Origin of the sequence: Actinomadura meridiana (assembly GCF_039537545.1) — a bacterium.
GTDB classification, from domain to species: domain Bacteria; phylum Actinomycetota; class Actinomycetes; order Streptosporangiales; family Streptosporangiaceae; genus Spirillospora; species Spirillospora meridiana.
In genome coordinates, this window is sequence record NZ_BAABAS010000021.1 from 137,839 (window position 1) to 161,073 (window position 23,235).

Consider the following 23,235-nt stretch of genomic DNA (forward strand, 5'->3'; position numbering starts at 1 on the left):
GCCTACTCCCTTCGCTCCGGACGGGACGTGCCACGCGGCTCCTCGGCGAGCCAGCGCGCCACCAGTGCGTCGTGTTCGCCCTGCCCGGGTGCCGGGCGGAACTCGTCAACGGTTCCCGTGGTTCGGAAGCCGCCCGCGAGGGTGCGGAAACCGTCCGGCTCGTCGCGCACCAGGTCGCGGGCCAGCGCGTGCGGATGCGACAGCGCCTCCCGGACGGACAGCACCGGTCCGCACGGCACCCCCGCCCCGCCCAGCAGATCGAGGGCTTCTTCCCGGGTCAGGTGCGCGAGCGCCTCCTCAACGTCGACGCACAGCTCTTCGCGGTTGTGGCCGCGGTCGGCGTCGGTCGTGTACCGCTCGTCGGTGAGCCAGCCGGGACGGTCGAGCACGCCCGCCAGCCGCGCGAACAGGGTGTCGCTCGCGACGGCGATGGCGACCGGGCCGTCCTTTGTTTCAAACGTTCCATACGGCGCGCTGATCGCGTGGTGGCCGCCCGTGGGGCCGACGTCCTCGGTGGTATGCAGCGCCCGCATCGCCACCGATTCCAGGATCGACACGAGCCCGTCGAACATGGAGACGTCGATGTGCTGCCCGCGTCCCGTCCGCTCGCGCTGGTACAGGGCGGACAGCACTGCCGACGTCGCGTACAGGGCGGGCACGATGTCGCCGATGCTGACCCCGACGCGGACACCCGGGCCGCCGTCGGGCCCGGTCACCGACATCAGGCCGGACATCGCCTGCACGATCAGGTCGTAGGCCGGACGGTCGGCCAGCGGCCCGGACTGGCCGAAACCGCTGATGCTGACCGCGACCAGGCCCGGGTTGAGGCGCAGCAGCTCGTCCGGCGGGAACCCGAGACGGGCGAGGACGCCGGGCCGGAAGTTCTCGATCAGCACGTCGGAGCGCTCGACGAGACGGGCGAACCGCTCCTGGTCGGCCGGGTTCTTCAGGTCGAGGGTGATGCCGACCTTGTTGCGGTTCAGGTGGCGGTAGAAGCTGCTGTCGCCGTCCACGAACGGGCCGAAGTGGCGGCCGTCGTCGCCCGCGGGCGACTCGATCTTGATGACCTCCGCGCCGAGGTCGGCGAGGCTACGCGCGCACAGCGGGCCGGACAGGACGCGGCTCAGGTCCAGGACGCGAATGCCCTCCAAAGCACCGGCGGTCATCCGAACCACCGAAGGCCGCTCGACCGGACGGCGTCGGCCGCCGTCTCGTATCCCGCGTCCGCGTACCGCATGATCCCGATGCCGGTGTCGGCGGTCAGGGCCGAGGTGATCCGCTCGTCGGCGGCCGCGGTGCCGTCCGCGACCAAAGTGACCCCGGCGCTCTGCATGTATCCCGCGTATCCGCCGCCGCCCGCGTGGATCGCCACGAGGTCGGCGCCGGAACCGGAGTTGAGCAGCGCGTTCAGCAGCGGCCAGTCGGATACGGCGTCCGAGCCGTCCGGCATGTTCTCTGTTTCGCGCAACGGCTGGGAGACGCCGCCCGCGTCGAGGTGGTCGCGGGTGAACGCGACCGGACCGCGCAGCGCGCCTTGCCGAACTGCCTCGTTCACCAGCAGCGCGAGTTTCGTCCGTTCCCCGTGCGCGAGCCACGAGATGCGGGACGGCAACCCGGCCTGCCGCACGTACTTCTGCGCGATCGGAATCCACCGCTGGACGAGCTGGTTGTCAGGGAACTCGCGAACCACGATCTCGTCGATCGCGTCGATGTCCTCCTGCTCGCCGGACGACGCCACCCACCGGAACGGGCCGATGCCCTGGCAGAACAGCGGCCGGATGTACTTCTCGATGAAGATCGGGATGCGGAAGGCGTCGACGCCGTTCTCCGCCGCCTGCGCCCGCAGGTTGTTGCCGTACTCGAACACGATCGAGCCCGCGTCCTGCCAGGCCAGCATGCACTCGACATGCGTCGCGATCGAGGCGCGGGCGCGGCGGGTCAGCTCGTCGGGGTCGCTCTCGCGCAGCGCGACGGCCTCGGCGGGCGTCATCCCGGACGGGACGTACCCGTACATCAGGTCGTGCGCCGCCGTCTGGTCGGTCACGACGTCGGGCGCCAGGCCGCGTTCGCGCAACGCCGGAAGCACGTCGGCGGCATTGCCGAGCAGCCCGATCGACGCCGCCGTCCCGGACGCGGTCGCCTCCCGCGCCCACGTGATCGCCTCGTCGATCGACTCGGTGCCGCGTTCGAGGTAGCCGCTGTCGATTCGGCGCGCGATCCGGTCGGCGTCCACCTCCACGCACAGCGCGACACCGCCCGCCATCACGGTCGCGAGCGGCTGCGCGCCGCCCATGCCGCCGAGCCCGGCCGTGACGACGAGCCGTCCGGCCAGGTCGCCGCCGAAGTGCGCGTCGGCGACGGCCGTGAGGGTCTGGTAGGTGCCCTGCACGATGCCCTGCGACCCGATGTACTGCCAGTCGCCCGCGGTGTATCCGCCCCACGCGATCAGGCCCTTGCGTTCCAGCTCGTAGAAGTGCTCGCTGGTCGCCCACCGTCCGACCAGGTTGCTGTTGGCCATGAGGACGAGCGGCGCCCGCGTCCCGGTCGGAAACACCCCGACCGGCTTGCCGGACTGGACGACGAGTGTTTCGTGCTCCTCCAGCGTCAGCAGCGCCTCGGTCATGAGCTTCAGCGCCGTGTGGTCGCGGGCGGCCTTCGCCAGACCCGCGTACACGATGAGTTCGTCGGGACGCTCCGCGTGCGTGAGGGTGTTCTCCAGCATCCGCAGGAGCGTCTCCTGACGCGGGCCGCGGCAGCGCAGCTCCCGGAGGGCGTTGTCGGACATCACCATGAAGATCCCCTTCCCGCCCGCCTGGGGCGCCGTGACCTGCTCAGCCCGGGTGACGCCCCTCGTTGCCACCCAGAAACTCGGTGTTGCCAGCCAGAAACTCGGCGTCGCCACCGAGAAACCCGGTTCGGCCCAGCGCACCGCGCACGCCCGTCTCGCGGACGTCGCGCCAGAACGACAGGCACGCCTCTTCGATGCGGACGCCGAGGACGAGCGGCGCCACCCGCTTCTCCAGGACGGGGACGTCCACCAGGCGTTCCAGCATCTTCTGGAACTCCTCCAGGCGGCCCTGGTGGTAGCGGACCTGCGCATCGGCGAGCCGCTCCACCGTCCCCTCGTCGCCCAGCTCGCTGAAGAACAGCTTCAGCTCGGCCTCGTTGCGCACCTGGAAGACCTCGGTGTCGGGGTCGCCGAGCCAGGCCCGCAGCGCCTCGCGCCCCTGCGGGGTCAGCGAGTACGTGCGGCGGCGGCGTCCCTCGTTCTCGGTCGACTCGGCCAGGAGCCCGGCCTCCGCGAGCCGCTTGGGCTCCACGTAGAGCTGGCTGTGCGGGAACGGCCAGAAGTAGCCGATCGACCGCTCCACGGCACGCTTGAGCTGGTACGACGAGCTCGGTCCACGCAGGCCGATCAGCCCCAGCACGAGGTAGGAGCTCGCCGACAGGTTGATCGCCATGTTGTGAACTGTACCATCCATTCTGGACTATCACTGGGCACGCTCCTCTCCCCGGTCGGACGGACGGTCGTGTTTTCAGCCCAGCAGTTGCTGGCGTCCCACGCGGCGCTTCATCGGAGCAAGCGCCGTCAGGTCGATCTCGATCAGATACGGCCCGGACTCCCGTTCGACCGAACGGGCGAACGCCCGGTCGAACCCGGCGGCGTCGGACACCTTCTCGCCGGGCACGCCCATCGCCGCCGCCAGCGCGACGAAGTCGGGGGTGTGCAGGTCGACGTCGTTGCGGGCGCCGTCGAACGTGGCGCGCTGGACGTCGCGCAGCACGCCGTATCCACGGTCGTTGAAAACACAGACCGTGACGGGCGCGCCCGCCTGCGCGAGCGTGGACAGCTCGCCGATCGACAGCATGATCCCGCCGTCGCCGTGGATCACCACGGCCCGCTCCCCGCCGCCGATCGCGGCGCCGAGGGCCAGCGGCAGGCCGGGGCCGATGGCGGCGGACGCCGGGTTCAGCGACGTGCGCGGCTCCAGGATCGGCAGCAGCCGGTCGCCCCACGCGTAGGCCGGGACGGTCGAGTCGCGCACGACGGCCCCGCCGCGCGGCAGCGAACGGCGGATCGCCGCGACGATCGCCCGATGGTCCGGGCCGAGAGCCTCAAGGGAGTTCTCCCGGGCCTCGGCCGCGGCCTTGCGGGTGGTCGCGATCCAGTCGTCCTCGGCGTTGGTCGTGGCGACGTGAGCGTCCAGGGCGCGCAGTGTTTCGCGGGCGTCGCCCAACAGCGCCACGGCGGGCGGATACGTCCGGCCGAACACGCTCGCGTCGGCGTTGGCGTGGATCAGCTTGTCGGTGAGCCGCAGCCGCCACGCGTCGGTCGTGTACATCTGGAAACGGGCGCCCACGGCCAGGACGACGTCGGCGTTCTCGACGACCGCGCGCAGCGGCGGGACGGTCGCCAACGCCCCGAGGCACAGCGGATGGTCCTCCGGCAGCGCGCCCCGCCCCTGCACCGAGGTGACGACGGGGATCTCCAGCCGCTCGACCAGATGGCGCAGCTCGGGCCACGCGTCCGCGCTGAGCACGCCGCCGCCCGCCCAGATGAGCGGGCGCCGCGCGTCCGCGAGCAGGTCGGCCGCCTCGCGCACCCGCTCGACGGGCGCCGCCGTGCGCGGCTCCGGAGCGGGCTCGGGGACGGTCAGTTCCGCCGGGACGGTCGCGTACTGAAGATCCACCGGGATCTCCACGGCGGTCGGACGCGGCCAACCCCGGGACGTGGCGCGTCCAGCCTCGACGACCGCCTCGGCGATGTCCTCGGCACGTCGCACCGACCACGCCTCGCGGGTCAGGGTGCGCAGCATGGCGAGCTGCTGTTCCGCCTCGTGCAGGTAACCCTTGTTGCTCCCCAGGAACCGGCTCTCGATCTGGCCCGTGATGACCAGCACGCGGGAACCGGCGAACTGGGCCTCGAAAAGCCCGCCCATGGTGTTCGCCGTGCCGGGGCCGGTGGACGCTAGTGCGACGCCGAGCCGTCCGGTCACCCGGGCGTAGCCGTCGGCCGCGTGCACCGCCGCCTGCTCGTGCCGGACGTTGACGGCCTCGATGCCGTCGTGCCGCCTGACCGCGTCCAGGATGGGCAGGTTGTGGACGCTCGCGACCCCGAACAGGACCTCGACCCCAAGGGCCTGGAGCGCCTCAACGACCAGGTCCCCACCAGTGCGCTCGCTCACCGCGCGCCCGCTCAACGCGTGCCCGCCTTGTGCCGCTGGATCGCCTTGAGTTCGGTGAACTGGATGATCCCGGAGGCGCCCAGCTCGCGGCCGTAGCCGGACTGCTTGTAGCCGCCGAACGGTGCGAGCCCGTTGAACGGGGCGCCGTTGATCTCGATGCTGCCCGCCTCCATCCCCTCCGCGAACCGGAGGGCGTGCTCCTCGTCCTCGGACCAGACCGCGCCCGCCAACCCGTACGGGGTGCCGTTGGCGATCGACAGCGCCTCGTCCTCCTCCACGTACGGGATCACCGCGAGCACGGGGCCGAAGACCTCCTGCTGGGCGAGCGCGATGCGCGGGTCGCTGACCGCGAACGCGGTGGGGGCGAAGAAGAACCCGTCCTTCGGCAGCTCCGCGTCGGGATGCGACCAGATCGTCCGGGCGCCGTCGAGCAGGGCGCGCTCCACGTGCTCGGTCACCCGGTGCTTCTGGTTCCAGCTCGCGAGCGGGCCGAGGTCGGCGTCCGGGTCCACGGACGGGCCGACCCGGTAGGACGCCATCGCCGCCGCGACCAGCTCCTCCACCTCCGGCAGCGACTGGAACGGCACGAGCAGCCGCGACAGCGCGGTGCACGTCTGCCCGGTGTTGATGAGGACCGTCCGGACGACCCGCTCGACCGCACCGGCGAGGTCGCCGTCCGGGAGCACGACCGCCGCCGACTTGCCGCCCAGCTCAAGAGTCACCCGCTTGACCGACCCGGCGGCGACCTCCGCGACGCGGCGTCCCGCCCGGGTCGAGCCGGTCAGCGAGACCATCGAGACTCCGGGGTGGCGGGCCAGGTACTCGCCGACGTGCAAGCCGTTGCCGAACAGCACATTGAACGAACCGGGAGGCGCGCCCGCCGCGTCGAAAGCGTCGGCCAGCAGGAAGGCGTCCATCGGCGCGACCTCGCTGGGCTTCAACACCACCGGGCAACCCGCGGCCAGCGCCGGGCCGATCTTCGCGGCGGTCTGCAACACCGGGAAGTTCCACGGTGTCATCGCGGCCACCACGCCGACCGGCTCGCGCAACACCGTCGAGCGTCCGTTCGGCGCGGACCCGCGCAGCGGCGCGACGAAGTCCACGTCGGCGATGGCGTTCGCGGTGTTCCGGAACGTTCCGATCGCCGTGCGGACCTGGTAGTTCGCGCAGTGCTTGACCGGCATGCCCATCTCGCTGGAGATCAGCTCGGCCAGCTCGGGCAGCCGCGCCTCCACCTCGTCGGCGACGCGCTCCAGCAGCGCGGCGCGTTCCTCCGGCGGCATCTCGCGCAGCACGGGACGGGCACGGTTCGCGGCCTCGACGGCCCGGTCCATGTCCTCGGTCGCCGACTCGCGGACCGTGGCGACGCACTGCCCGGTCGAGGGGTCGATGACGGCGATGACGTCCTCGCCGTTGTTCTCGACCCACTTCCCGTCGATGTAGGTGTCCGCACGATGGTCCATGTCGCTCCGCTCACAAGTGTTCGGTGAAACGAAGCCTAGAATCCATCGCCGGAAACCGGTTGAGGCTGAGCCACCAAAGAAATCCGGCGGTCATTATGAGCGCGGCACATGGCGGTCGCAGGTCACGCGAACAAGCGCGCGCGGAGATCGGTCCTGGCCTCTTCCCGGTCGCGCCGCATCTGGATCGCGTCGTAGGCCATCAGCGCTACATTGAGATCACCGATGTCGGTGATGCGGCGCATATCCCGTCCGGTCAGCGTGGCGATCTGCCGCAATCGGTAGGCCACGGTGTTCGGATGGACGAGGAGTTCCTCCGCCGTCCGCTGCAACGCCATATCGCAGTTGATGTACACCCGGAGGGTGTCGAGCAGATGCGGTTTCTCCACGAGCTGCCCGATGCGGGTCTCGATGAGCCGTTGCGACACCCACCGGTTGTGGGCGAGCAGCACTTCGAGGATCACGTCCGTGCACTGGGTGACCTGGCCGCGCTGGTCGCGGTAGATGCTGATCTCCAGCGCGGACAGCGCCTGGCGGCAGCTGTGCCCCGCCGCCGCCAGCGACGCGCCCGGCTCGCCCGCCGACACGAACACCGACCGGCCGGGCTCGCCGTCCAGCATCTCGCTGAGCAGCGGGACGAGCCCCGGCCCGCCCCGGTCGACCGGGACCAGCGCGAGCAGTACGCCGCGCCGCTCCCGCAGGAGGATCTCGCGGCGCGGGTCGTGCCGCCACAGCACCTCCATGATCCGGCGGCGGACCCGCGCCCACTGCTGCGCCGTCGGCGCCGGATCGTGGTAGACGGCGACCGCCCGGAACGGCTGGTGCGGGTTGATGTTCAGCGTCCTGGCCTGGTCGTTCACCGTGCTGGCGTCGACCGCGGCCCCGGAGATCAGGCAGCTCAGCAGGTCGGTGCTGACCCGCGTCTGCCAGCCCGCCAGCTCGTTGTAGGTGGTCGTGTAGTCCTCCAGCTCGCGCGTGCAGAGGACGTCGAACAGCTCGGCCAGGCGCCCGAGGACGGTGCGGACGTCGTCCATGCCGATGCCGTGTTCCTGACCGTCCGCTCCCTCGCCCGCGTGCGCCAGCACATGATCGGTGACGACCCGTTCCAGCAGACGCAGCCATTCGACCGCCTCCACCACGGACCGCCCCTGAAGCGCGACGCGCGAGCCGCGCCCGGACGGCAGCTCGCCGACCGGCCCGTCGCCCCCGATACCGGACGCGCACAGCCCGATCACGTTCACGGCCATCTCGAACGCCTCGACCGGCGCCTGCCGGTCGACGGTGCCGGTCTCGGCCGCCGATACGTACTGCCGGACGAACTCGTTCGCCAGCGTCGTGGACGCGGATCGCAGATTTCGGCCCACGACGGCCAACGGTTCGGCCACGGCGGTTGACGTGTCGGATGGTGCCATGGTCACCTCCCCAGCCCCGGGGCCAGGGAGAACTTCACCACCCGGCCCGCCCAGGTTGTCGACATGTAACACGCTATTTCATCCCACGTCAACGGCATGATGCCCGCCCCGAGGGCCTCCCCGAGGGTGGTGGACTGTGTCCTCGACACAGGCCCCCACACCGAGTTTTGTGACCCTGGCCTCATGACATATGGCAGCCCGTAAACGTTGACTGTTCCAACATGCGGCAACGGAGGGACGGTGAATCGTGACGGCAAGTACGTCCGTGACGAGCCTGCCACCGGCCGGTGAGACACCGGCCAGGCCCACGCCCAGACGGCGTGGACGGCGGCCCGACTTCGTCACGATGGCGCTCGGGATACCGGTCGCCTTCATGGCGATCGTCTACGCCTACCCCGTGGGAGCGATGCTCCTGAAGAGCTTCACCGAGCCCAAGCCCGGGTTCGGGAACTTCCGGCGGGCGTTCACCGACGACGCGATCTGGGACGTCCTTGTGATCACCGTCCGGATGTCCGCCGAAGTGGCCGTCCTCACCGTTGTTCTAGGCTTTCCCGTGGCCTATTTCCTGGCCCGAACATCGAAACGCAAGGCGCGTTTCCTGGTGCTTCTCGTCATCATTCCGTTCTGGACCAGCATCCTGGTACGGTCTTTCGCCTGGATCGTCCTTCTCGGTGACAACGGGTTGGTGACGAAAATCCTCGAACCGTTGACCGGGGACGCGCAGGGAATGCTGTACAGCGAGAGCGCAGTGATCATCGCGATGACGCATATCCTGCTGCCCTTCCCGATTCTCATCATCAAGGGAACGCTGGACCAGCTCGACGCCACGCTGCCGCCCGCCGCCCGTTCGCTCGGCGCCGGACCGGTGCGCGCGTTCGTCCACGTGTACCTGCCGCTCGCGGTGCCCGCCATCGTCAGCAGCGGAATGCTCGTGTTCGTCATCGCCCTCGGCTTCTACGTGACGCCCGCCCTCGTCGGCGGTCCGAAACAGAGCACGATCGCCGTGGTGATCGCGCAGGCCGTCCAGGTGAACTTCGACTGGGGCATGGCCGCGACGCTCGCGACGATGCTGCTGGTGATCGCCACCGCGCTCACGATGATCGTCCGGCGGCTCACCAAGGTGAAGGGCATGGTGGCGCTGTGAGCACGGTGGACATGGCGGCGCCCGCCGCGCCCGGCGCCGAGACGAGACCGGCCCGGCCGCCGGGACGGCGCCGCGACCGGCGCTCGCCCACGACGCCCCTGGAACGGGCGCTGCACTGGGGCCTGCGCGGCGTCGTGACGCTGGTGCTCGGCTTCCTCGTGACGCCGATCGTCATCGTCATCCTGGAGTCGTTCAACAGCGTCGACTACCTGTCCTTCCCGCTGGAAGGCTGGTCGCTGCGGCACTACCGGCAGTTCTTCGCCGACTCCGCGTGGGTCGACGCGACGCTGCTCAGCGCGCGGATCGCCGTGGTGTCCGCGCTGATCGCCACGGTGGTCGGCACCGTCGCCGCCTGGGGGCTCGCGCGCAGCAAGTCGCGCGGCAAGGGCCTGGTGTTCGCGCTTCTCTACTCGCCGCTGCTGATCCCGATCATCGTCCTCGCGATGAGCTACTACTTCACGTTCGCCGACTACAAGGTGATCGGGCAGTGGCAGTTCATCTCCGTGGCGTATTCGGTGATGGGCATCCCGTACGTCCTCGTGGCGGTGTCGAACGCGCTGCAACAGTTCGACCCCGAACTCGAGAACGCGGCCAGGACGCTCGGCGCCGGCATGACCCGGACCCTGCTGCGGATCACGCTTCCCTCGCTGACCTCGGCGATCTCGGCGGGCGCGCTGTTCGCGTTCGTGATCGCCTTCGACGAGGCCGTGATCATCCTGTTCGTGTCCGGCAGCGGCTCGGTCACGCTCCCGCGCAAGCTGTGGGACGCCGTCCGCTACGACCTGACGCCCACGCTCGCCGTCGCCGGCACGATCCTCATCGCCGTCTGCGTCGGGCTGTTCCTCCTCTCCGAGCTGATGAAGATCCTCCGTGAACGGCGGGAGCGCCGATGACCGACCAGACGAAGACCGACGAGCGGCCCGCCGGGCCGGACGGCGGGACGACGACCGCCGACCAGGTGGTCTTCGACGGCATCCACAAGTGGTACGGCGACTCGCCCGCCGTCCACGACTTCAACCTCGCCGTCGCGAAGGGCGAGTTCGTCACGCTGCTCGGGCCGAGCGGCTCCGGCAAGACGACCAACCTGCGCATCCTCGCGGGCCTGGAGTCGGCGACCGCGGGCGAGGTCTACCTCGCCGGACGCGCCGTCACCGACGACGTCCCGGAGAAGCGCAACATCGGCCTGGTGTTCCAGAACTACGCGCTGTTCCCGCACATGACCGTCGCGCAGAACATCGCGTTCCCGCTGCGGATGCGGCGGATGAAGAAGCCCGAGGCGCAGCGCGAGATCGACCGGGTGCTGACGATGACGCAGCTCACCGAGTACAAGGACCGCTATCCTCGGCAGCTTTCGGGCGGCCAGCAGCAGCGCGTCGCGCTCGCCCGCGCGTTCGTGTTCGACCCGAGCGTCCTGCTGATGGACGAGCCGCTCGGCGCGCTCGACCGCAACCTGCGCGACCACATGCGGCTTGAGCTGAAGAACCTTCAGCAGCGGATCGGCGCGACCGTCCTGTACGTCACGCACGACCAGGACGAGGCGCTCGCGCTGTCCGACCGGATCGGCGTCATGCACCGGGGCGTCCTCCAGCAGACCGCGCCGCCGGACGAGCTGTACGAGAAGCCCGTCAACTCGTTCGTCGCGAAGTTCCTCGGCCAGTCGATCTGCCTGCCCGCGACCCGGGTGGACGCCGACGGCCGCCATGTCACCGTGGAGGTGGAGGGGCTGGCCGGGCGCGTCCTGGTCGACAAGGACAACTGCTCGGCGGACACCACCGGCGAGTTCATGATCCGTCCGGAACGGATCCGGATCGCCGCCGACAAGCCGGACGCCGCCGAACGCAACGCCGTGGCCTGCACCGTCGCCGCGCACGTCTACCTCGGCCCACAGATCGAGGTGCACCTGCGGACGGCCGAGGGCGCCGAGATGCAGGTGGTGGTCCCGGCGGAGGCGCGCGCCCAGTACGGCACCGGGTCGTCGCACTGGCTGAGCTGGACGCCGGGCGACTGCCGGTTCCTGGCCCGGGTGGTCTGACCGCACACATCGCACAGGACCTAATACATCGCACAGGACATTTCGCCTCCCGCCACGACCTCAGGTCGTCATGTCGTCGATTCGTACGAAAGGGACGCAATGGATCTGCCGGGACTCAAGTGCTGCACATGGCACATGGACGGCGACGTCGGGGTGCTCACCCTGAACCGGCCCGAGCGGCTCAACGCGATCGCCAACACCGACATCGACGAGCTCGACCGCGTCATCATGCGGGCGGGCAAGGAGCCGTCCGTGCGCGCCCTGGTGATCACCGGCGCGGGGCGCGGCTTCTGCTCCGGCGCGGACGTCAAGGAGTGGGCGGCGAGGGCCGACGCGGACGAGGAGTCCTGGCCCGCGAAGATGCACCGCACGATCGCGCGTCTGTACTGGCTCCCGAAGCCGGTCATCGCGGCCGTGAACGGCGTCGCGGCCGGGTCGGGGTTCGACATCGCGCTCACCGCCGACATGCGGTTCGGGTCGACGGCCGCCCGGTTCGGCCAGGTCTACGCGCAGCGCGGCATCTGTCCGGACGCGGGAGGCTCCTATCTGCTTCCCCGGATCGTCGGGGAGACCCGGGCCGCCGAGCTGATCTACACAGGGCGGATCATCGACGCGGACGAGGCGCTGCGCATCGGCGTCGTCAGCGACGTCGTCCCGCCGGAACAGCTGATGGAGCGGGCGCTGGAGCAGGCGCGGATCTTCGCCGCCGGTCCGACCGTGGCGATCGGGGAGGCGAAGCGCAACATCCGGGCGGGGCACACGCTGTCCATCGAGGAGGCGCTGCGGAACGAGCAGCGCGGCGCGCTGATCTGCGTCAACACCGAGGACAAGGTCGAGGGCCTCGCGGCCGCGATCGAGAAGCGCCGTCCCGTGTTCGTGGGGCGATGATGGCCGCGCATCGGCTCGACCGGCTGTTTCGTCCCGCGAGCGTCGCCGTCGTCGGGGCTTCGCCCAAGGGCGGGTATGGCCTGCGCACACTGCGGAACCTGGAGGGCGTCGGGTTCGGCGGACGGGTGTACGCCGTCCACCCGTCCCGGACGGAGGTCGGCGGCGTGCGGGCGTACCCGTCGCTGAGCGACCTGCCCGAGGTGCCGGACGCGGTGGCCGCCGCGATCCCGGCGCCCGGCGTTCCGGCGCTGGCGGCGGAGGCGGCCCGGCTCGGCGCGGGCGGCATGGTCGTCTACGGCGCCGGGTTCGCCGAACGCGACGAGGAGGGCCGCCGTCGCCAGGCCGACCTGATCGCCGCCGCCGACGGGCGGCTGCCGCTGATCGGCCCGAACTGCCTGGGCCTCGCCAGCTACCGGGGACGCGCCGCGCTGTGGGGCATCGAGATGCCGTACGTGCACGCGGGCGGCGACGGTGTGGTGGCGTTGGCCGCGCAGAGCGGGAACATGGCTCTGACGACGATGCTGTCGGGACGGCTTCCTTCGGTCGCGTACGGGGTTTCGGCCGGTAACCAGGCCGATCTCAACCTGACCGACTGCCTGGACTACTTCCTCAGCGACCCTGCCGTGAAGGTCGTCTGCCTCGTCATGGAGGGCCTGTCCGACCTGCCGCGCTTCCGGATTCTGGCGGAGCGGGCGGCGGCCCAGGACGTCTCCGTCATCGCGCTGAAGATGGGCCGGTCGGCGGTCGGCGAGGCCGCGACCATCGCGCACACCGGCACCCTCGCCGGACGCGACGCCGCCTACGACGCGCTGTTTCGGCAGACCGGGGTGCACCGCGTCCACGACCTGGACGAGATGATCGCCCTCTGCGCGCTGCTCGCCGCGCCGCGCCGTCCGCGCGGCGCCAGGACCGGCGTGTTCGCCAGCTCCGGCGGCGAATGCGGGCTGATCGCCGACCTCGCCGACGACACCGGCGTCCCGCTGGCCGCGTTCGACGAGGCCGCCGAGACCGCGCTCGCCTCCGTCCTGCCCCCGTTCATGGGGGTGCACAACCCGCTCGACCTGGGCGCTGCTGCCTGGGGCGACCAGGACGTCTACCGCGCCGCCGCCCGCGCGATGGGCGAGTCCCCGAACGTCGACGTCGTCGTCTTCGCGGGCGACGCCCCCGCGCACGCCGACCCGCTCGACGAGGTCGGCTGGACGGAGATGATCGGCGGCACGGGCGAGGCGGCCGTGAAACTGGACGTCCCGGTCGTGATGATGACGACGACCACCGACCTCGTCCCCGGCCTGACCGACCTGGCCAGGCAGAACGGCGTCGTGCTCCTCGCCGGGACGCGCCCTGCCCTACGCGCCATCGCACTCGCGGGTGCGCCGCGTCCACCCTCAAGCGAGCACGACGAGCCCACCACAGACCCCGCGACCCTGACCCAGGCCACCGAGATCCTCGACGGCCCGATGTCCGAGGCCGAGTCGAAGCGCCTGCTGTCGCTATACGGCGTGGCGTCGCCTCCCGGTGAGGTGGCGGCGGACGCCAACGCGGCCGCGGAGATCGCCGCCCGGATCGGCTACCCGGTGGTGTGCAAGGTCCACGCCCCGGAGATCGCTCACAAGTCCGACATAGGCGGCGTGGAAGTCGGCCTGACCGACGAGAAGGCGCTGCGCGACGCCGTGGCCCGCATCAAGCACCGCACCGGCGACCACGACGTGCTCGTGGAGGCGATGGCCGGGCCGGGCGTCGAGCTGATCATCGGCGGCCGCAACGACGTCGCCGGATCCCTCGTGGTGATCGGCGCGGGCGGTGTCCTCACCGAACTGCTCGGCGACGCGGCCGCGCTGCTCTGGCCGTTCGGTCCGGACGACGTCCGGGCCGCGCTCGACGGGCTCAAGATCAGTACGCTGCTCGGCGGCGTGCGCGGCCGTCCACCCGCCGACGTGGACGCGCTCGCCGACGCCGCGATCCGGGTCGGACGGCTGCTCGCCGACTTCCCGCGCATCACCGAGATCGACGTCAACCCGCTGCTGTGCCGACCGGAAGGCGAGGGCTGCATCGCGCTCGACGCCCTGATCGTCCAGGAAAGGACTGCCTGATGGACTTCGCGATTCCCGACCACCTCGTGGAGTTCCGCGCGACGGTCCGCAAGTTCGCCGAGACCGAGCTGATCCCGCACGAGGACTACGTGGAGGAGCACGACGGCCTCCCCGAGGACGTTGAGCGGCGCATCCGCGAACGGGCCATCGCCACCGGGCTGAACTCGATGGGCATGCCCGAGGACGTCGGCGGCGCGGGCATGGACGTGCTCAGCCAGGTCCTCGTCACCGAGGAGCTGTTCCGCGCGCTCGGCGGCCTCGCCGAGGTCGTGCCGACGACGCCGAGCGTCCTGCTGGCGTGCAACGACGAGCAGCGCGAACGGTTCCTGATCCCGTGCGTGCGCGGCGCCCTCCAATGGTGTTTCGCGCTCACCGAACCCGACACCGGTTCAGACGCCGCGGGCATCCGCACCCGCGCGGAACTCCGCGACGGCTCGTGGGTCATCAACGGCCGGAAACGGTTCATCAGCCACGGTGACACCGCCGACTTCGCCATCGTCTTCGCGCTCACCCACCCCGACCGCGAACAGGACCGCATCACCGCGTTCCTCGTGGAGAAGGGCACGCCCGGCTTCTCCGTCGGGCAACTCCACAAGACCATGGGACACCGCGGCTACCGCCAGGCGGAACTGGTCTTCGACGACTGCGCCGTCCCGGAGGCCAACGTCCTCGGGGAACCGGGCCGCGGCTTCAACCTGGGCCACGGCGCCCTCAGCGCCGGACGGATCATGACCGCCGCCCGCTGCCTCGGCCCCATGGCCCGGCTCATCGACGACGGGATCGACTGGTCGAAACAGCGTGTCCAGTTCGGCCGTCCGATCGCCGACTACCAGGCCATCCAGTTCATGCTCGCCGACTGCGCCACCGACCTGCACGCCTCCAGGCTCATGACGTACGAGGCGGCGTGGGCGGCCGACCAGGGCGAGGCACCCAAGATCGTTCACGCGAAGGCGTCGGCGGCCAAGCTGTTCGCCAGTGAGGCGCTCGGCCGGGTCGCCGACCGCGTCCTCCAGATCTTCGGCGGCACCGGCTACATGAACGAGACGTACGTCGAACGCGCCTACCGGAACGCCCGTATCGAGCGCATCTGGGAAGGCACGTCCGAGATCCAGCGCATCATCATCGCCCGCAACCTGCTCAAGCGAGGAATGTTCCGCTGATCCGAGCATCGACCAGGTCACCACTTCGATTACCGCGCCCACCCTCACAAAAGGACGATTCCATGAAAATCCCCGGAAGATCACAGAGTTTCTCGCCGTCGCGCCGCGACATCCTGCGCGGCGGCGTCCTGCTCGCGGGCGGGGTCGCGGCGGCCCCGCTGCTCACTGCCTGCGGCGACTCCGGCAGCGGGGGCGGCGACAGCAAGAAGGTCGTCGTCGCTGACTGGGGCGGCGCGCTCGTCGAGGCCGAGAAGAAGTACATCTTCGAGCCGTTCAGCAAGGAGACCGGGATCGAGGTCGTCGTCGCCGGACCCCCGACCCCCGCGAAGATCAAGGCGATGGTCGAGACCGGCAACATCGAATGGGACCTGATCGCCGGAGGCCCCAGCACGGTCCTGCCGATCGGCCGCAAGTACTTCGAGGAACTGCCGGACAAGCTGCTCAACATTCCCGGCATCGACCCGTCCTACGTGGACAAGAACTGGCTCACCTACTACTTGTTCTCGATCGTCGCGGCCTGGAACACCTCGGTCGTCGGCTCCGGGAAGAAGTTGACGGGCTGGAAGGACTTCTGGGACACCGAGAAGTTCCCCGGACGCAGGTCGCTGCGCGGCGCCGACAACGGCGTTCCGCCGGACATGGAGTTCGCCGTCCTCGCCGACGGCGTCGACATGAAGTCGATCTACCCGATCGACGTCGACCGCGCGTTCCGCAGCTTCGACAAGCTCAAGTCGCACGTGCCGCAGTGGTGGACGTCCGGCGCCCAGCCCGGCCAGATGCTCGTCAGCAAGCAGGTCGGGGCGTCCAGCATCTTCTCCGGCCGTATCGGCGAACTGAAGAAGAAGGGCGCGCCGCTCGACTTCACCTGGAACGGCGGCATGTTCCAGCTCGCCGCCTGGTCGGTCGTGAAGGGCGCGCCGAACAAGGAGAACGCCTTCAAGCTGATGGAGTTCTCCGTCCGGCCCGACATCCAGGCGAGCGTCTGGAGCAAGTACCCGAACGGCCCGTCGAACTCCAAGGCCCTCGAACTGATGGACAAGGAGTTCGCGAAGACCCTGCCCTCCCACCCGCAGAACGTGGAGGTGCAGTTCCTCCAGGACAGCGAATGGTGGGGCAAGAACCGTGACGCCGTCCTGAAGCGTTTCCAGGAATTCGCGAAGTCCTGAGCTAGACCGACGCACCGAGGAGAACGCAGTGGAATCACTGGCAGACCGCGCCTACCTGGTCACCGGAGGCGGCACCGGAATAGGCGCGGCCACCGCACTCCACCTAGCCCGACTCGGTGCGTCGGTGACCGTTGTGGGACGCCGCAAGGACCCCTTGGACGCGGTGGTCGCCGAGGTGGAGCGCCAGGGCGGCAAAGCCCTGGCGCACCCCACCGACGTCCGCGACCCAGAGGCAGTAGAAGCCGCAGTAGACGCAACAATAGAAAAATTCGGCCGCATAGACGGCCTGGTGAACAACGCCGCAGGCAACTTCGTAACCCCAGCCGAAAAACTATCCCCAAACGGCTGGCGCGCAGTGGTGGACATCGTCCTCAACGGCACCTGGAACTGCACATCCGCAGTGGCCCGCCGCCTAATAGACGCAGACCGCCCCGGCGCAATAGTAAGCGTAATAGCCACCTACGCCTGGACAGGCCACCCCGGCACCGTCCACAGCGCCGCCGCCAAAGCAGGCGTAGTAGCAATGACCAGAACCCTAGCCGTAGAATGGGCCAAATACGGCATCCGCCTAAACTGCATAGCCCCCGGCCCAACCGAAACAGACGGCGCAGGCGGCGCCCTCTGGGCCTCACCAGAAGACCGAGACCGAGTCCTCTCCTCAGTCCCCCTGAACCGCTTCGCAGCACCCCCAGAAATCGGTGACCTGGTGGGCCTCCTCCTAAGCGACCGCACCGCCTACGTAACCGGCGAAGTCCTAACAGCCGACGGCGGCCAATGGCTAGGCCGCCAAATCTACGGCCCACCCCTCCCAACCCACTGACCGGGCCGGGTTCCGTCAATACGGAATCCCCCCGATCAGGTCACGGGCGCCCTTACGCAGCGGCTTGATGGAAGATCGAACATCGTTCGGCAGGCGTCGAGGCCCTGGACGCTAATGCCTGGTTGCACCTGGGCCGCCGACTGGTCGCGGGTGATGACGAACTCGTGCACGTGGATGAGCTGACCGTCGACGGCGATCCGCCGGATGCCGTTAGGGACGGACCCGAACTTGGCGGAGATCGCGCGGGACGGTCCGTTGTGGGCGAAGGCTGTGGAGATGACGCGTTCGGCGCCCAGGGCGAAGGCGAGGTGCAGGGCGGCGGCGCGCATCTGGGTTCCGTAGCCGCGGTTGTGGTGGCGTCGACCGACCCAGAAACCGGTACGGGCTTCACGGGTGGTGGCGAAGTCGCGGGCCGACAGATTCTGCTGCCCGACCACGTGACCGTCGCGATTCACGGCGGTGAGGTGGAGTCGCCAGTTGTCGCCGCGCCAGTCGGCCCGTGCCCACCAATGGTTGCGGAGCACGTTGCGGGCGACCTCTTCCGGGGTGCCCGTGGTCCACGGCTGGGCGAAAACAGTCATCTCGGGCGGATGAACGCCTTGTCCGGCGAGGTGGGCGAGCTTGTCCAGGAGCTGATCGTCGGGGACGCGGAGGACCAGGTCGGGTGTGGTGATGGTCAGCTGGGTGAGGGGCCAGTGCCGCACTGTCGCCTCCGTACAGGGGTTAGGGGCCGTCAAGTCCGATGATGTTGCCGAACGGGTCCACGATCTGAGCGATGCGATGTCCAGTGCCGTCGGCCGGGGTATAGGGACCGCGATGGCGGGTGCAGCCGACGGCCAACAGTTCGCTCAACGCGGCGTCGAGGTCGCCGACGGCGAAGTAGGGGACCAAACCACCGCCGCGCGGGTTGTTCCTCTCGTCCAGCATGTGGAAGCCCACTTCGAAGCCGCCAATGGTGAACCAGGCGAATACCGAGGTGCCCTTGACGTTCAGGTGCACCGACGCGTCCAGGATGTCGCCCCACCAGTTTGCGGACTTCTCGGGATCCTTGGAGAAGATCATGATTCGGGTGCAGGCGGTGAACATCGCGCTCTCCTTGGTTGGTGTCTCACCATCCTTTCTCACGCGCGTCGCGTGCGGCGGGGTGTATCCGGGAGTATTCAGTCGGTAAGACCGTGCAGGGAATGCAGGCCGGTGGCCTTGGCCCACAGGGTCAGGGCGCGGGTCAGGGTCGCATCAGTCCACCGGGCGCCGTGGTCGCGGGCGTGCCGCAGGTAGGTGCGGCGGATCTGCCGAGGGGTGAGCAGTGATGCTACTTCGGCGGCGACGTAGGCCAGGGTGATCACGTCGGGCAGGCCGGTCCAGTCCAGGCGCATGGTCTCGCCGTCGATGATCGTCATCGTGCCTGCGGCGTCGCGGCGGGTATGACGAGGTGCCAGGTCGAACCCACCGAGCGGGACGTGGCCGGGGCCGTGGGCGCCCGCCGTCAGCTCCAAGACCGCCCGCCACGCCGTGGCGTCGGCGATCCACTCGGGGGCGGGCCCGGCCAACGCCGCCTGAAGGGTGTAGGGCTGCATGATGGCGGCGATCTGGGGCGGCCAGGTGACCGGGACCGTGTGGGCGCGGGCGACCAAGTCCAGCAACTCGTTGAAGACGGCCGGGGCCGCCAGGTTCGCTTGACGGGGTAGGTAGGTGGTCACCAGCGTCCGGCCGCCGTCGCAGACGTCGAGTAGCTCGGGCAGAACGGCCCGTCCCGCCAGCAGTTGGTAGGCGACCACCTCGGCGTTGTAGGCGTCGAGGTCGGCATGCCGTTTGAGGATCTGGGCCGGCGGGTCGCCGACCGCGAACACCGCCGTGCGGTAGCGGGCGTTGAGGCACCGCAGGGGCCCGGCGATACCGGTGTGGTGGGCGGTCAGGAGGAGGTGCGCCTGGCGGGTGGCCTCGGCGGGGTCGGTGGTCAGCGGGTCGGGCAGCCATCCAGCGGGCCGTGGGGTGCACGCGCCGCTCAACGGCCCACCGGACAGCCCAGCAGGTTGGATGGTCATGCCGAACAGGGTGTGCTGGTCACGCCGAGCTCGACGAGACTGCGGGCATAGCAGGCCGCCGCCAGGTCGGGTCGCTGATGCTCACCATAGGCGCCGAGGAACGCATACACCGGCGAATCCAGGGGGTCGCCGACGTGCCAGCCCTGGGAGGAGCCGCCCATGATGTCCCAGATCTGGGCGCGACCCTCAAGTAGGGCGATCATGTCCTGGTGGAAGAGCTCCAGACCGAATGGGACGCGGGCCATGTCCTGCTCGCGGTTGGTCGGTTCGTTCTGCCGGGTGAAGGTGGGGCCGGTGATGTCCCACATCCACACCTCGGCCTCGCCGGGGCGACCGGGCGGGTCCAGTAGCCGCAGCGCCAGGCGCTCTCTGCCCAGCGGCTCCCCGGCCAGGTAGTCGTTCATCCCCACCGCCAGGGTCCCGGTGCGGGTGGTGAGCAGGGCCCGGGCCAAACGCGGCAGTTCGTCGGCCAGCAGTTGGTCGACCTGGTCCCAGGTGTCCCGGCCCAGGGCGGCGGTGGTGGCGACCGGGGCGACCTGCTGCGAGCCCTCGGCCAGGAACACAGCCAGCTTTTCCCGCAGGACGGCTTCGGCTTCCAGATCGGCGGTGATCCATGGGGCAGTCGAGTGGGCCACCGTCCCGTCGGCGGCCAGCGTCAGCATGACACCGGGCCTGGGACCGTGCACGGTGAACACGTGCTGCAGGGCGTTGGCGTGCCCGGCCAGGGCGGGGTGGTCGCCGTAAAGGAACGGGCCGTGCGGCGCGAGCGGCGCGGTGAACCCGTTCCCGCACAACGCCACGTGCGGCACGCCGGTCAGCGGGGCCAAGTAGACCTCCAGCAGGCTGTGCAGGACGTGCAACCCAGTGGCCCGCTGATGCGGGCCGTCCAGGCCGGGCAACAGGTTGGAGTCGGTGCTGGGCGCCCCATAGGGGACCGACTGGGAGTTGTTCGACACGATCGCCATGTCCGGCAGGGGCACGGTGCCGTGCTCCAGGTGCGTCAGGTAGGTGTCCGACAGGTCGGCGTCCACGCCAATGAAGACCCCGCCGCTGCTGGATCCGGCGAGCCGGACTAGGGGCTGAACGACGCGGCTCTCCCAGAACATGGTGGTGGCGCCGGCCGGGTAGAGCGTGATCTCCAGGTCGCCGATCAGCAGTGGCTCGGTGAAGTCGCGGCGATGGGTGACGAAGCCAAGGGCTTCGATCGCCTCGGTCACGGCTGCCGGGGCGGTCATGCCGGTGTACAGGGGGATATCGCGGTCCAGGCGGGCCAGCGAGGGCAGGTGGAAGTGGTCCAGGTGCTCGTGAGAAAGGATCAGCGCGGTTGGGGTCGGCATCGCGGTGGTGTCGACGTCGCGGGGCGGCCAGATCTCGAATGGCACGCCGGTTGGCCCGAACGCCCGGCACACGACCGGGTCGAGTAGGACGACGTTGTGCCCGTCGCTGATGTGCCAGGTCTGGTGACCGACGAACGTCAGGTGCATTGCTTTGGTGCTCACAGACGGTTCCTTCCAGGCGAGAAGAGGAGGCCGGGCGGGCCGCCTGAGGCGAGCCCGCCCGCAGGGAAATTCTCAGTAGTGGTAGGTCGTCGGGGTCTTGGCGGTCGTCCCGCTCCCCTTGGGCAGGCGCTTCTGGAGCGCCGCCACGTTGGCTGTGGTCAAGACCTTCGCCACGGCTGCGCTCTTGCACTTGGGCTGGGTCATGGTGCTGCTCCCTCGGGTTTGGGTGTCTGTCCCACCCACCATCGCCTCGCCCGCCTGCCCGAGAGGAGCCCGTTTGTAGGGGCTGTAAACGGTTTACAAGTCATGCAAACGGGCGAAGCTGCTTGACGCCGGGGAGCTACAATTGGTCCTCCCGCCTGCTCGGAGCCATCCGATGAATGCTGGTCAGATCGTGCGAGCGGCTCGCCAAGCCCGGCAGATGCGGCTGGTGGACCTCGGGGAACTGTGCGGCTACTCCGCAGCCCAGATCAGTCGTCTGGAACGCGGGAAGACCCCGCTTACCGACATCACCCTGCTCCGCGCCCTTGCCGATATTCTGGACATTCCTCCCGCCCGGCTCGGCCTCGCCTCCGACCAGTCAGGCTCCTCGGCGACGCCACGGCATTTGGTTCGTCCCGAAGGGATGCCCCAGACGGTTCGTGCTCGTAGTGTGAGAGAAGGTGCAGGCGGTGAAGGCGGAGAGGATGATCCAGTGCGGCGACGCGAATTCTTGGGAGTCGCGGGTGCCGTTTTCCCCGCGACCGCGTTCACCCGAATCGATGATGCGCTCGCGTTGATGCCGCCCGCACAGGCCCCGCCTTCGACCGTCGCCACCACGTTGGCGCGCTCCCAGCAGCAGTTCTCCGCCGGGCAACTCGGGCCGATACTCAAAGGGCTGCCCCACCTACTGTCCACGGCGCATGAGGCGTTCGCCGCGCGTCCCGACGACCCGCGCAACGCCGTCACGCTCGCCGCGGCCTACGATCTTGGGTCAGAGGTGTTGCACAAGGTGGGACAGCACGCCAGCAGCCGGATCACCGCCGACCGTGCCACCACCTACGCCAAACTGTCGCAGGATCCCGCCGCGATGGCCATGGCAGCCCGGTCGCTGGGCATCGTGTTGCGCCACGAAGGCCGCAAGACGCTTGCCGAGCAGATCACGATGAAAGCCGCGCTCCACCTCGATGGCAGCGGCGCTTCCGCCCCCGACGCCGCTAACGCCTTGGCGCAGATCTACTGCACCAGCGCCTACAGCGCCGCCCAGGCAGGTGACGCTGACACCGCCCTTGCCCTGATCAAGGAAGCCGAACGCGCCGCCCGGCGCGTCGCCCCGCGTGCCCTGGCCCGTCCCAACCGCTTCCCCGTCAGCCCCGCTCAGGTCCGGCTTTATGAACTCGGCGTTCGCTGGGCGCTCGACGACCTCGGCGAGGCAATGCGGGTCGGTAGGACTCTGCGCGCAACCCAGTTCGACACACGGGAACGCCGGGCACGGCTCTATACCGACCTCAGCCGGGTTTGGTGGCAGGCAGGCAAACCAGACCAGACCGCAGCCGCGCTATTGGCTGCCCACCAGCATTCCGCCGCCGAGATCCGTCGCCCGAGCATCCACGCTCTGGCGCAACAGGTCGTGCACCAACATCCGCGAACGCGTGGAGCCGATCGGCTCGCGCTGATCATCACCGTCTGAGGTGCCAGCAGAGCTCGGTCGATCTCGCGCATGAACGCGCCCTTGTGTAGGAGATCACCCGGCGCGTACGCGCCGAGATCCTCTCCCCTGTCCGGGGCGGGTTCCGTCAATGCGGAATCTCCCCGATCAGGTCGCGGGCGCCCTTGCGCAGCAGATCATCGGCCACGTACGCGCCGAGATCCTCGCCCCGCTCCGGCGGCGCCCACTCCTGTGAGTGGACGAACTGCGAACCGTCCCGAGTGAACACCATCCCCCGCAGGCTCAGCTGCCCATCGCGCTCGATCCGGGCGTGCCCGGCGATCGGACTGTTGCAGTGCCCTTGAAGCCCATGCAACATCATCCGTTCCGCGCTCACGCACTGCCGGGTCTGTTTGTGGTCCAGCGACCGCACCAGTTCAACGACATCGGAGTCAGCGCGGCGGCAGTCCACTGCCAGCACCCCCGAACCCACAGCCGGGACGATGTCGAGAGTTTCGCCTAGTCGCTCGACCCCGAGTCGCTCCAGGCCGGCCCGAGCCAGGACGATCGCGTCGAACTCCTCGCCCGCGTCCAATCTGCCCAGCCGCGAGTTCACGTTCCCGCGCAGGTACTCCACCCGCAGATCGGGACGAATCTGAGTCACACCAGGTACGCGGGTGAACCGCTGCCGATCCCTGTGCATATC

Annotated in this window: 21 protein-coding genes; 9 read left to right on the forward strand and 12 right to left on the reverse strand. The window is 69.6% G+C overall.

Going from position 1 to position 23,235, the window contains the following annotated elements:
* Window positions 1-2: 2 nt before the first annotated feature.
* The 6 genes from ABD808_RS30485 to ABD808_RS30510 form a co-directional block, all read right to left on the reverse strand.
* Window positions 3-1,166 carry a CaiB/BaiF CoA transferase family protein gene (locus tag ABD808_RS30485; RefSeq protein ID WP_344903983.1) on the reverse strand — a complete coding sequence of 388 codons (1,164 nt, stop codon included), beginning with the start codon at window positions 1,164-1,166 and terminating at the stop codon, window positions 3-5.
* On the reverse strand, window positions 1,163-2,785 hold the full coding sequence (locus ABD808_RS30490) for a urocanate hydratase (RefSeq protein WP_344903986.1): 1,623 nt from the start codon (window positions 2,783-2,785) through the stop codon (window positions 1,163-1,165). The genes ABD808_RS30485 and ABD808_RS30490 overlap by 4 nt, the downstream gene beginning before the upstream one ends.
* A 46-nt stretch (window positions 2,786-2,831) precedes the next feature.
* Window positions 2,832-3,461 (reverse strand): PadR family transcriptional regulator, encoded by a 630-nt coding sequence (locus ABD808_RS30495; protein WP_344903989.1) that lies wholly within the window; start codon window positions 3,459-3,461, stop codon window positions 2,832-2,834.
* Between the two features lie 75 nt (window positions 3,462-3,536).
* A complete protein-coding gene (locus ABD808_RS30500) occupies window positions 3,537-5,186 on the reverse strand; it encodes a thiamine pyrophosphate-binding protein (RefSeq protein WP_344903992.1) in 1,650 nt (549 codons plus the stop codon).
* Between the two features lie 11 nt (window positions 5,187-5,197).
* Window positions 5,198-6,649, reverse strand: a complete 1,452-nt coding sequence (locus ABD808_RS30505; protein ID WP_344903995.1) for an aldehyde dehydrogenase family protein — start codon at window positions 6,647-6,649, stop codon at window positions 5,198-5,200.
* Window positions 6,650-6,771: 122 nt separating this feature from the next.
* Entirely contained in the window at window positions 6,772-8,058 is a 1,287-nt protein-coding gene (locus tag ABD808_RS30510) for a PucR family transcriptional regulator (protein ID WP_344903998.1), read from the reverse strand.
* A gap of 247 nt (window positions 8,059-8,305) precedes the next feature.
* Between ABD808_RS30510 and ABD808_RS30515 the strand changes: the two genes are divergently transcribed.
* From ABD808_RS30515 to ABD808_RS30550, 8 genes are all read left to right on the forward strand, one after another.
* Window positions 8,306-9,202, forward strand: a complete 897-nt coding sequence (locus tag ABD808_RS30515) for an ABC transporter permease (RefSeq protein ID WP_344904001.1) — start codon at window positions 8,306-8,308, stop codon at window positions 9,200-9,202.
* On the forward strand, window positions 9,199-10,095 hold the full coding sequence (locus ABD808_RS30520; RefSeq protein WP_344904004.1) for an ABC transporter permease: 897 nt from the start codon (window positions 9,199-9,201) through the stop codon (window positions 10,093-10,095). Before ABD808_RS30515 ends, ABD808_RS30520 begins: the two co-directional genes overlap by 4 nt.
* A complete protein-coding gene (locus ABD808_RS30525; RefSeq protein WP_344904007.1) occupies window positions 10,092-11,234 on the forward strand; it encodes an ABC transporter ATP-binding protein in 1,143 nt (380 codons plus the stop codon). The genes ABD808_RS30520 and ABD808_RS30525 overlap by 4 nt, the downstream gene beginning before the upstream one ends.
* A gap of 99 nt (window positions 11,235-11,333) precedes the next feature.
* The gene (locus tag ABD808_RS30530; RefSeq protein ID WP_344904010.1) at window positions 11,334-12,122 is read left to right on the forward strand and encodes an enoyl-CoA hydratase/isomerase family protein; all 789 of its coding nucleotides are present in this window, start codon (window positions 11,334-11,336) and stop codon (window positions 12,120-12,122) included.
* Window positions 12,119-14,212: an acetate--CoA ligase family protein gene (locus ABD808_RS30535; RefSeq protein WP_344904013.1), complete on the forward strand. Its 2,094-nt coding sequence runs from the start codon at window positions 12,119-12,121 to the stop codon at window positions 14,210-14,212. Before ABD808_RS30530 ends, ABD808_RS30535 begins: the two co-directional genes overlap by 4 nt.
* Complete coding sequence (locus ABD808_RS30540) at window positions 14,212-15,372, forward strand: acyl-CoA dehydrogenase family protein (protein WP_344904016.1); 1,161 nt, start codon at window positions 14,212-14,214, stop codon at window positions 15,370-15,372. Before ABD808_RS30535 ends, ABD808_RS30540 begins: the two co-directional genes overlap by 1 nt.
* A gap of 62 nt (window positions 15,373-15,434) precedes the next feature.
* On the forward strand, window positions 15,435-16,538 hold the full coding sequence (locus tag ABD808_RS30545) for an ABC transporter substrate-binding protein (protein WP_344904019.1): 1,104 nt from the start codon (window positions 15,435-15,437) through the stop codon (window positions 16,536-16,538).
* 28 nt (window positions 16,539-16,566) lie between these two features.
* Window positions 16,567-17,358, forward strand: a complete 792-nt coding sequence (locus tag ABD808_RS30550) for an SDR family oxidoreductase (protein WP_344904022.1) — start codon at window positions 16,567-16,569, stop codon at window positions 17,356-17,358.
* Window positions 17,359-17,393: 35 nt separating this feature from the next.
* Here the strand turns inward: ABD808_RS30550 and ABD808_RS30555 are convergent, their stop codons facing one another.
* The 5 genes from ABD808_RS30555 to ABD808_RS30575 all read right to left on the reverse strand — a co-directional run bounded on the left by ABD808_RS30555 (window position 17,394) and on the right by ABD808_RS30575 (window position 21,106).
* Window positions 17,394-18,062: a GNAT family N-acetyltransferase gene (locus ABD808_RS30555; protein ID WP_344904025.1), complete on the reverse strand. Its 669-nt coding sequence runs from the start codon at window positions 18,060-18,062 to the stop codon at window positions 17,394-17,396.
* Window positions 18,063-18,081: 19 nt separating this feature from the next.
* The gene (locus ABD808_RS30560) at window positions 18,082-18,444 is read right to left on the reverse strand and encodes a VOC family protein (protein ID WP_344904028.1); all 363 of its coding nucleotides are present in this window, start codon (window positions 18,442-18,444) and stop codon (window positions 18,082-18,084) included.
* A gap of 74 nt (window positions 18,445-18,518) precedes the next feature.
* Window positions 18,519-19,403 (reverse strand): hypothetical protein, encoded by an 885-nt coding sequence (locus ABD808_RS30565; protein ID WP_344904031.1) that lies wholly within the window; start codon window positions 19,401-19,403, stop codon window positions 18,519-18,521.
* Window positions 19,400-20,902, reverse strand: a complete 1,503-nt coding sequence (locus tag ABD808_RS30570; RefSeq protein WP_344904034.1) for an MBL fold metallo-hydrolase — start codon at window positions 20,900-20,902, stop codon at window positions 19,400-19,402. Before ABD808_RS30570 ends, ABD808_RS30565 begins: the two co-directional genes overlap by 4 nt.
* Window positions 20,903-20,974: 72 nt before the next feature.
* Entirely contained in the window at window positions 20,975-21,106 is a 132-nt protein-coding gene (locus ABD808_RS30575) for a hypothetical protein (protein ID WP_344904037.1), read from the reverse strand.
* Between the two features lie 172 nt (window positions 21,107-21,278).
* Between ABD808_RS30575 and ABD808_RS30580 the strand changes: the two genes are divergently transcribed.
* Complete coding sequence (locus ABD808_RS30580) at window positions 21,279-22,571, forward strand: helix-turn-helix domain-containing protein (protein ID WP_344904040.1); 1,293 nt, start codon at window positions 21,279-21,281, stop codon at window positions 22,569-22,571.
* 106 nt (window positions 22,572-22,677) lie between these two features.
* On the opposite strand, the gene ABD808_RS30585 is transcribed toward ABD808_RS30580, so the two are convergent.
* Entirely contained in the window at window positions 22,678-23,193 is a 516-nt protein-coding gene (locus tag ABD808_RS30585; RefSeq protein ID WP_344904043.1) for a hypothetical protein, read from the reverse strand.
* Window positions 23,194-23,235 lie beyond the last annotated feature (42 nt).

Bases quoted from the DNA above. Each gene is read 5' to 3' on its own strand.
- ABD808_RS30535 (WP_344904013.1), top strand. From the start codon at position 12,119: ATGATGGCCGCGCATCGGCTCGACCGGCTGTTTCGTCCCGCGAGCGTC.
- ABD808_RS30565 (WP_344904031.1), bottom strand. From the start codon at position 19,403: ATGACCATCCAACCTGCTGGGCTGTCCGGTGGGCCGTTGAGCGGCGCG.
- ABD808_RS30495 (WP_344903989.1), bottom strand. From the start codon at position 3,461: ATGGCGATCAACCTGTCGGCGAGCTCCTACCTCGTGCTGGGGCTGATC.
- ABD808_RS30580 (WP_344904040.1), top strand. From the start codon at position 21,279: ATGAATGCTGGTCAGATCGTGCGAGCGGCTCGCCAAGCCCGGCAGATG.
- ABD808_RS30545 (WP_344904019.1), top strand. From the start codon at position 15,435: ATGAAAATCCCCGGAAGATCACAGAGTTTCTCGCCGTCGCGCCGCGAC.
- ABD808_RS30505 (WP_344903995.1), bottom strand. From the start codon at position 6,649: ATGGACCATCGTGCGGACACCTACATCGACGGGAAGTGGGTCGAGAAC.
- ABD808_RS30490 (WP_344903986.1), bottom strand. From the start codon at position 2,785: ATGTCCGACAACGCCCTCCGGGAGCTGCGCTGCCGCGGCCCGCGTCAG.
- ABD808_RS30540 (WP_344904016.1), top strand. From the start codon at position 14,212: ATGGACTTCGCGATTCCCGACCACCTCGTGGAGTTCCGCGCGACGGTC.
- ABD808_RS30525 (WP_344904007.1), top strand. From the start codon at position 10,092: ATGACCGACCAGACGAAGACCGACGAGCGGCCCGCCGGGCCGGACGGC.
- ABD808_RS30485 (WP_344903983.1), bottom strand. From the start codon at position 1,166: ATGACCGCCGGTGCTTTGGAGGGCATTCGCGTCCTGGACCTGAGCCGC.
- ABD808_RS30575 (WP_344904037.1), bottom strand. From the start codon at position 21,106: ATGACCCAGCCCAAGTGCAAGAGCGCAGCCGTGGCGAAGGTCTTGACC.
- ABD808_RS30510 (WP_344903998.1), bottom strand. From the start codon at position 8,058: ATGGCACCATCCGACACGTCAACCGCCGTGGCCGAACCGTTGGCCGTC.
- ABD808_RS30530 (WP_344904010.1), top strand. From the start codon at position 11,334: ATGGATCTGCCGGGACTCAAGTGCTGCACATGGCACATGGACGGCGAC.
- ABD808_RS30560 (WP_344904028.1), bottom strand. From the start codon at position 18,444: ATGTTCACCGCCTGCACCCGAATCATGATCTTCTCCAAGGATCCCGAG.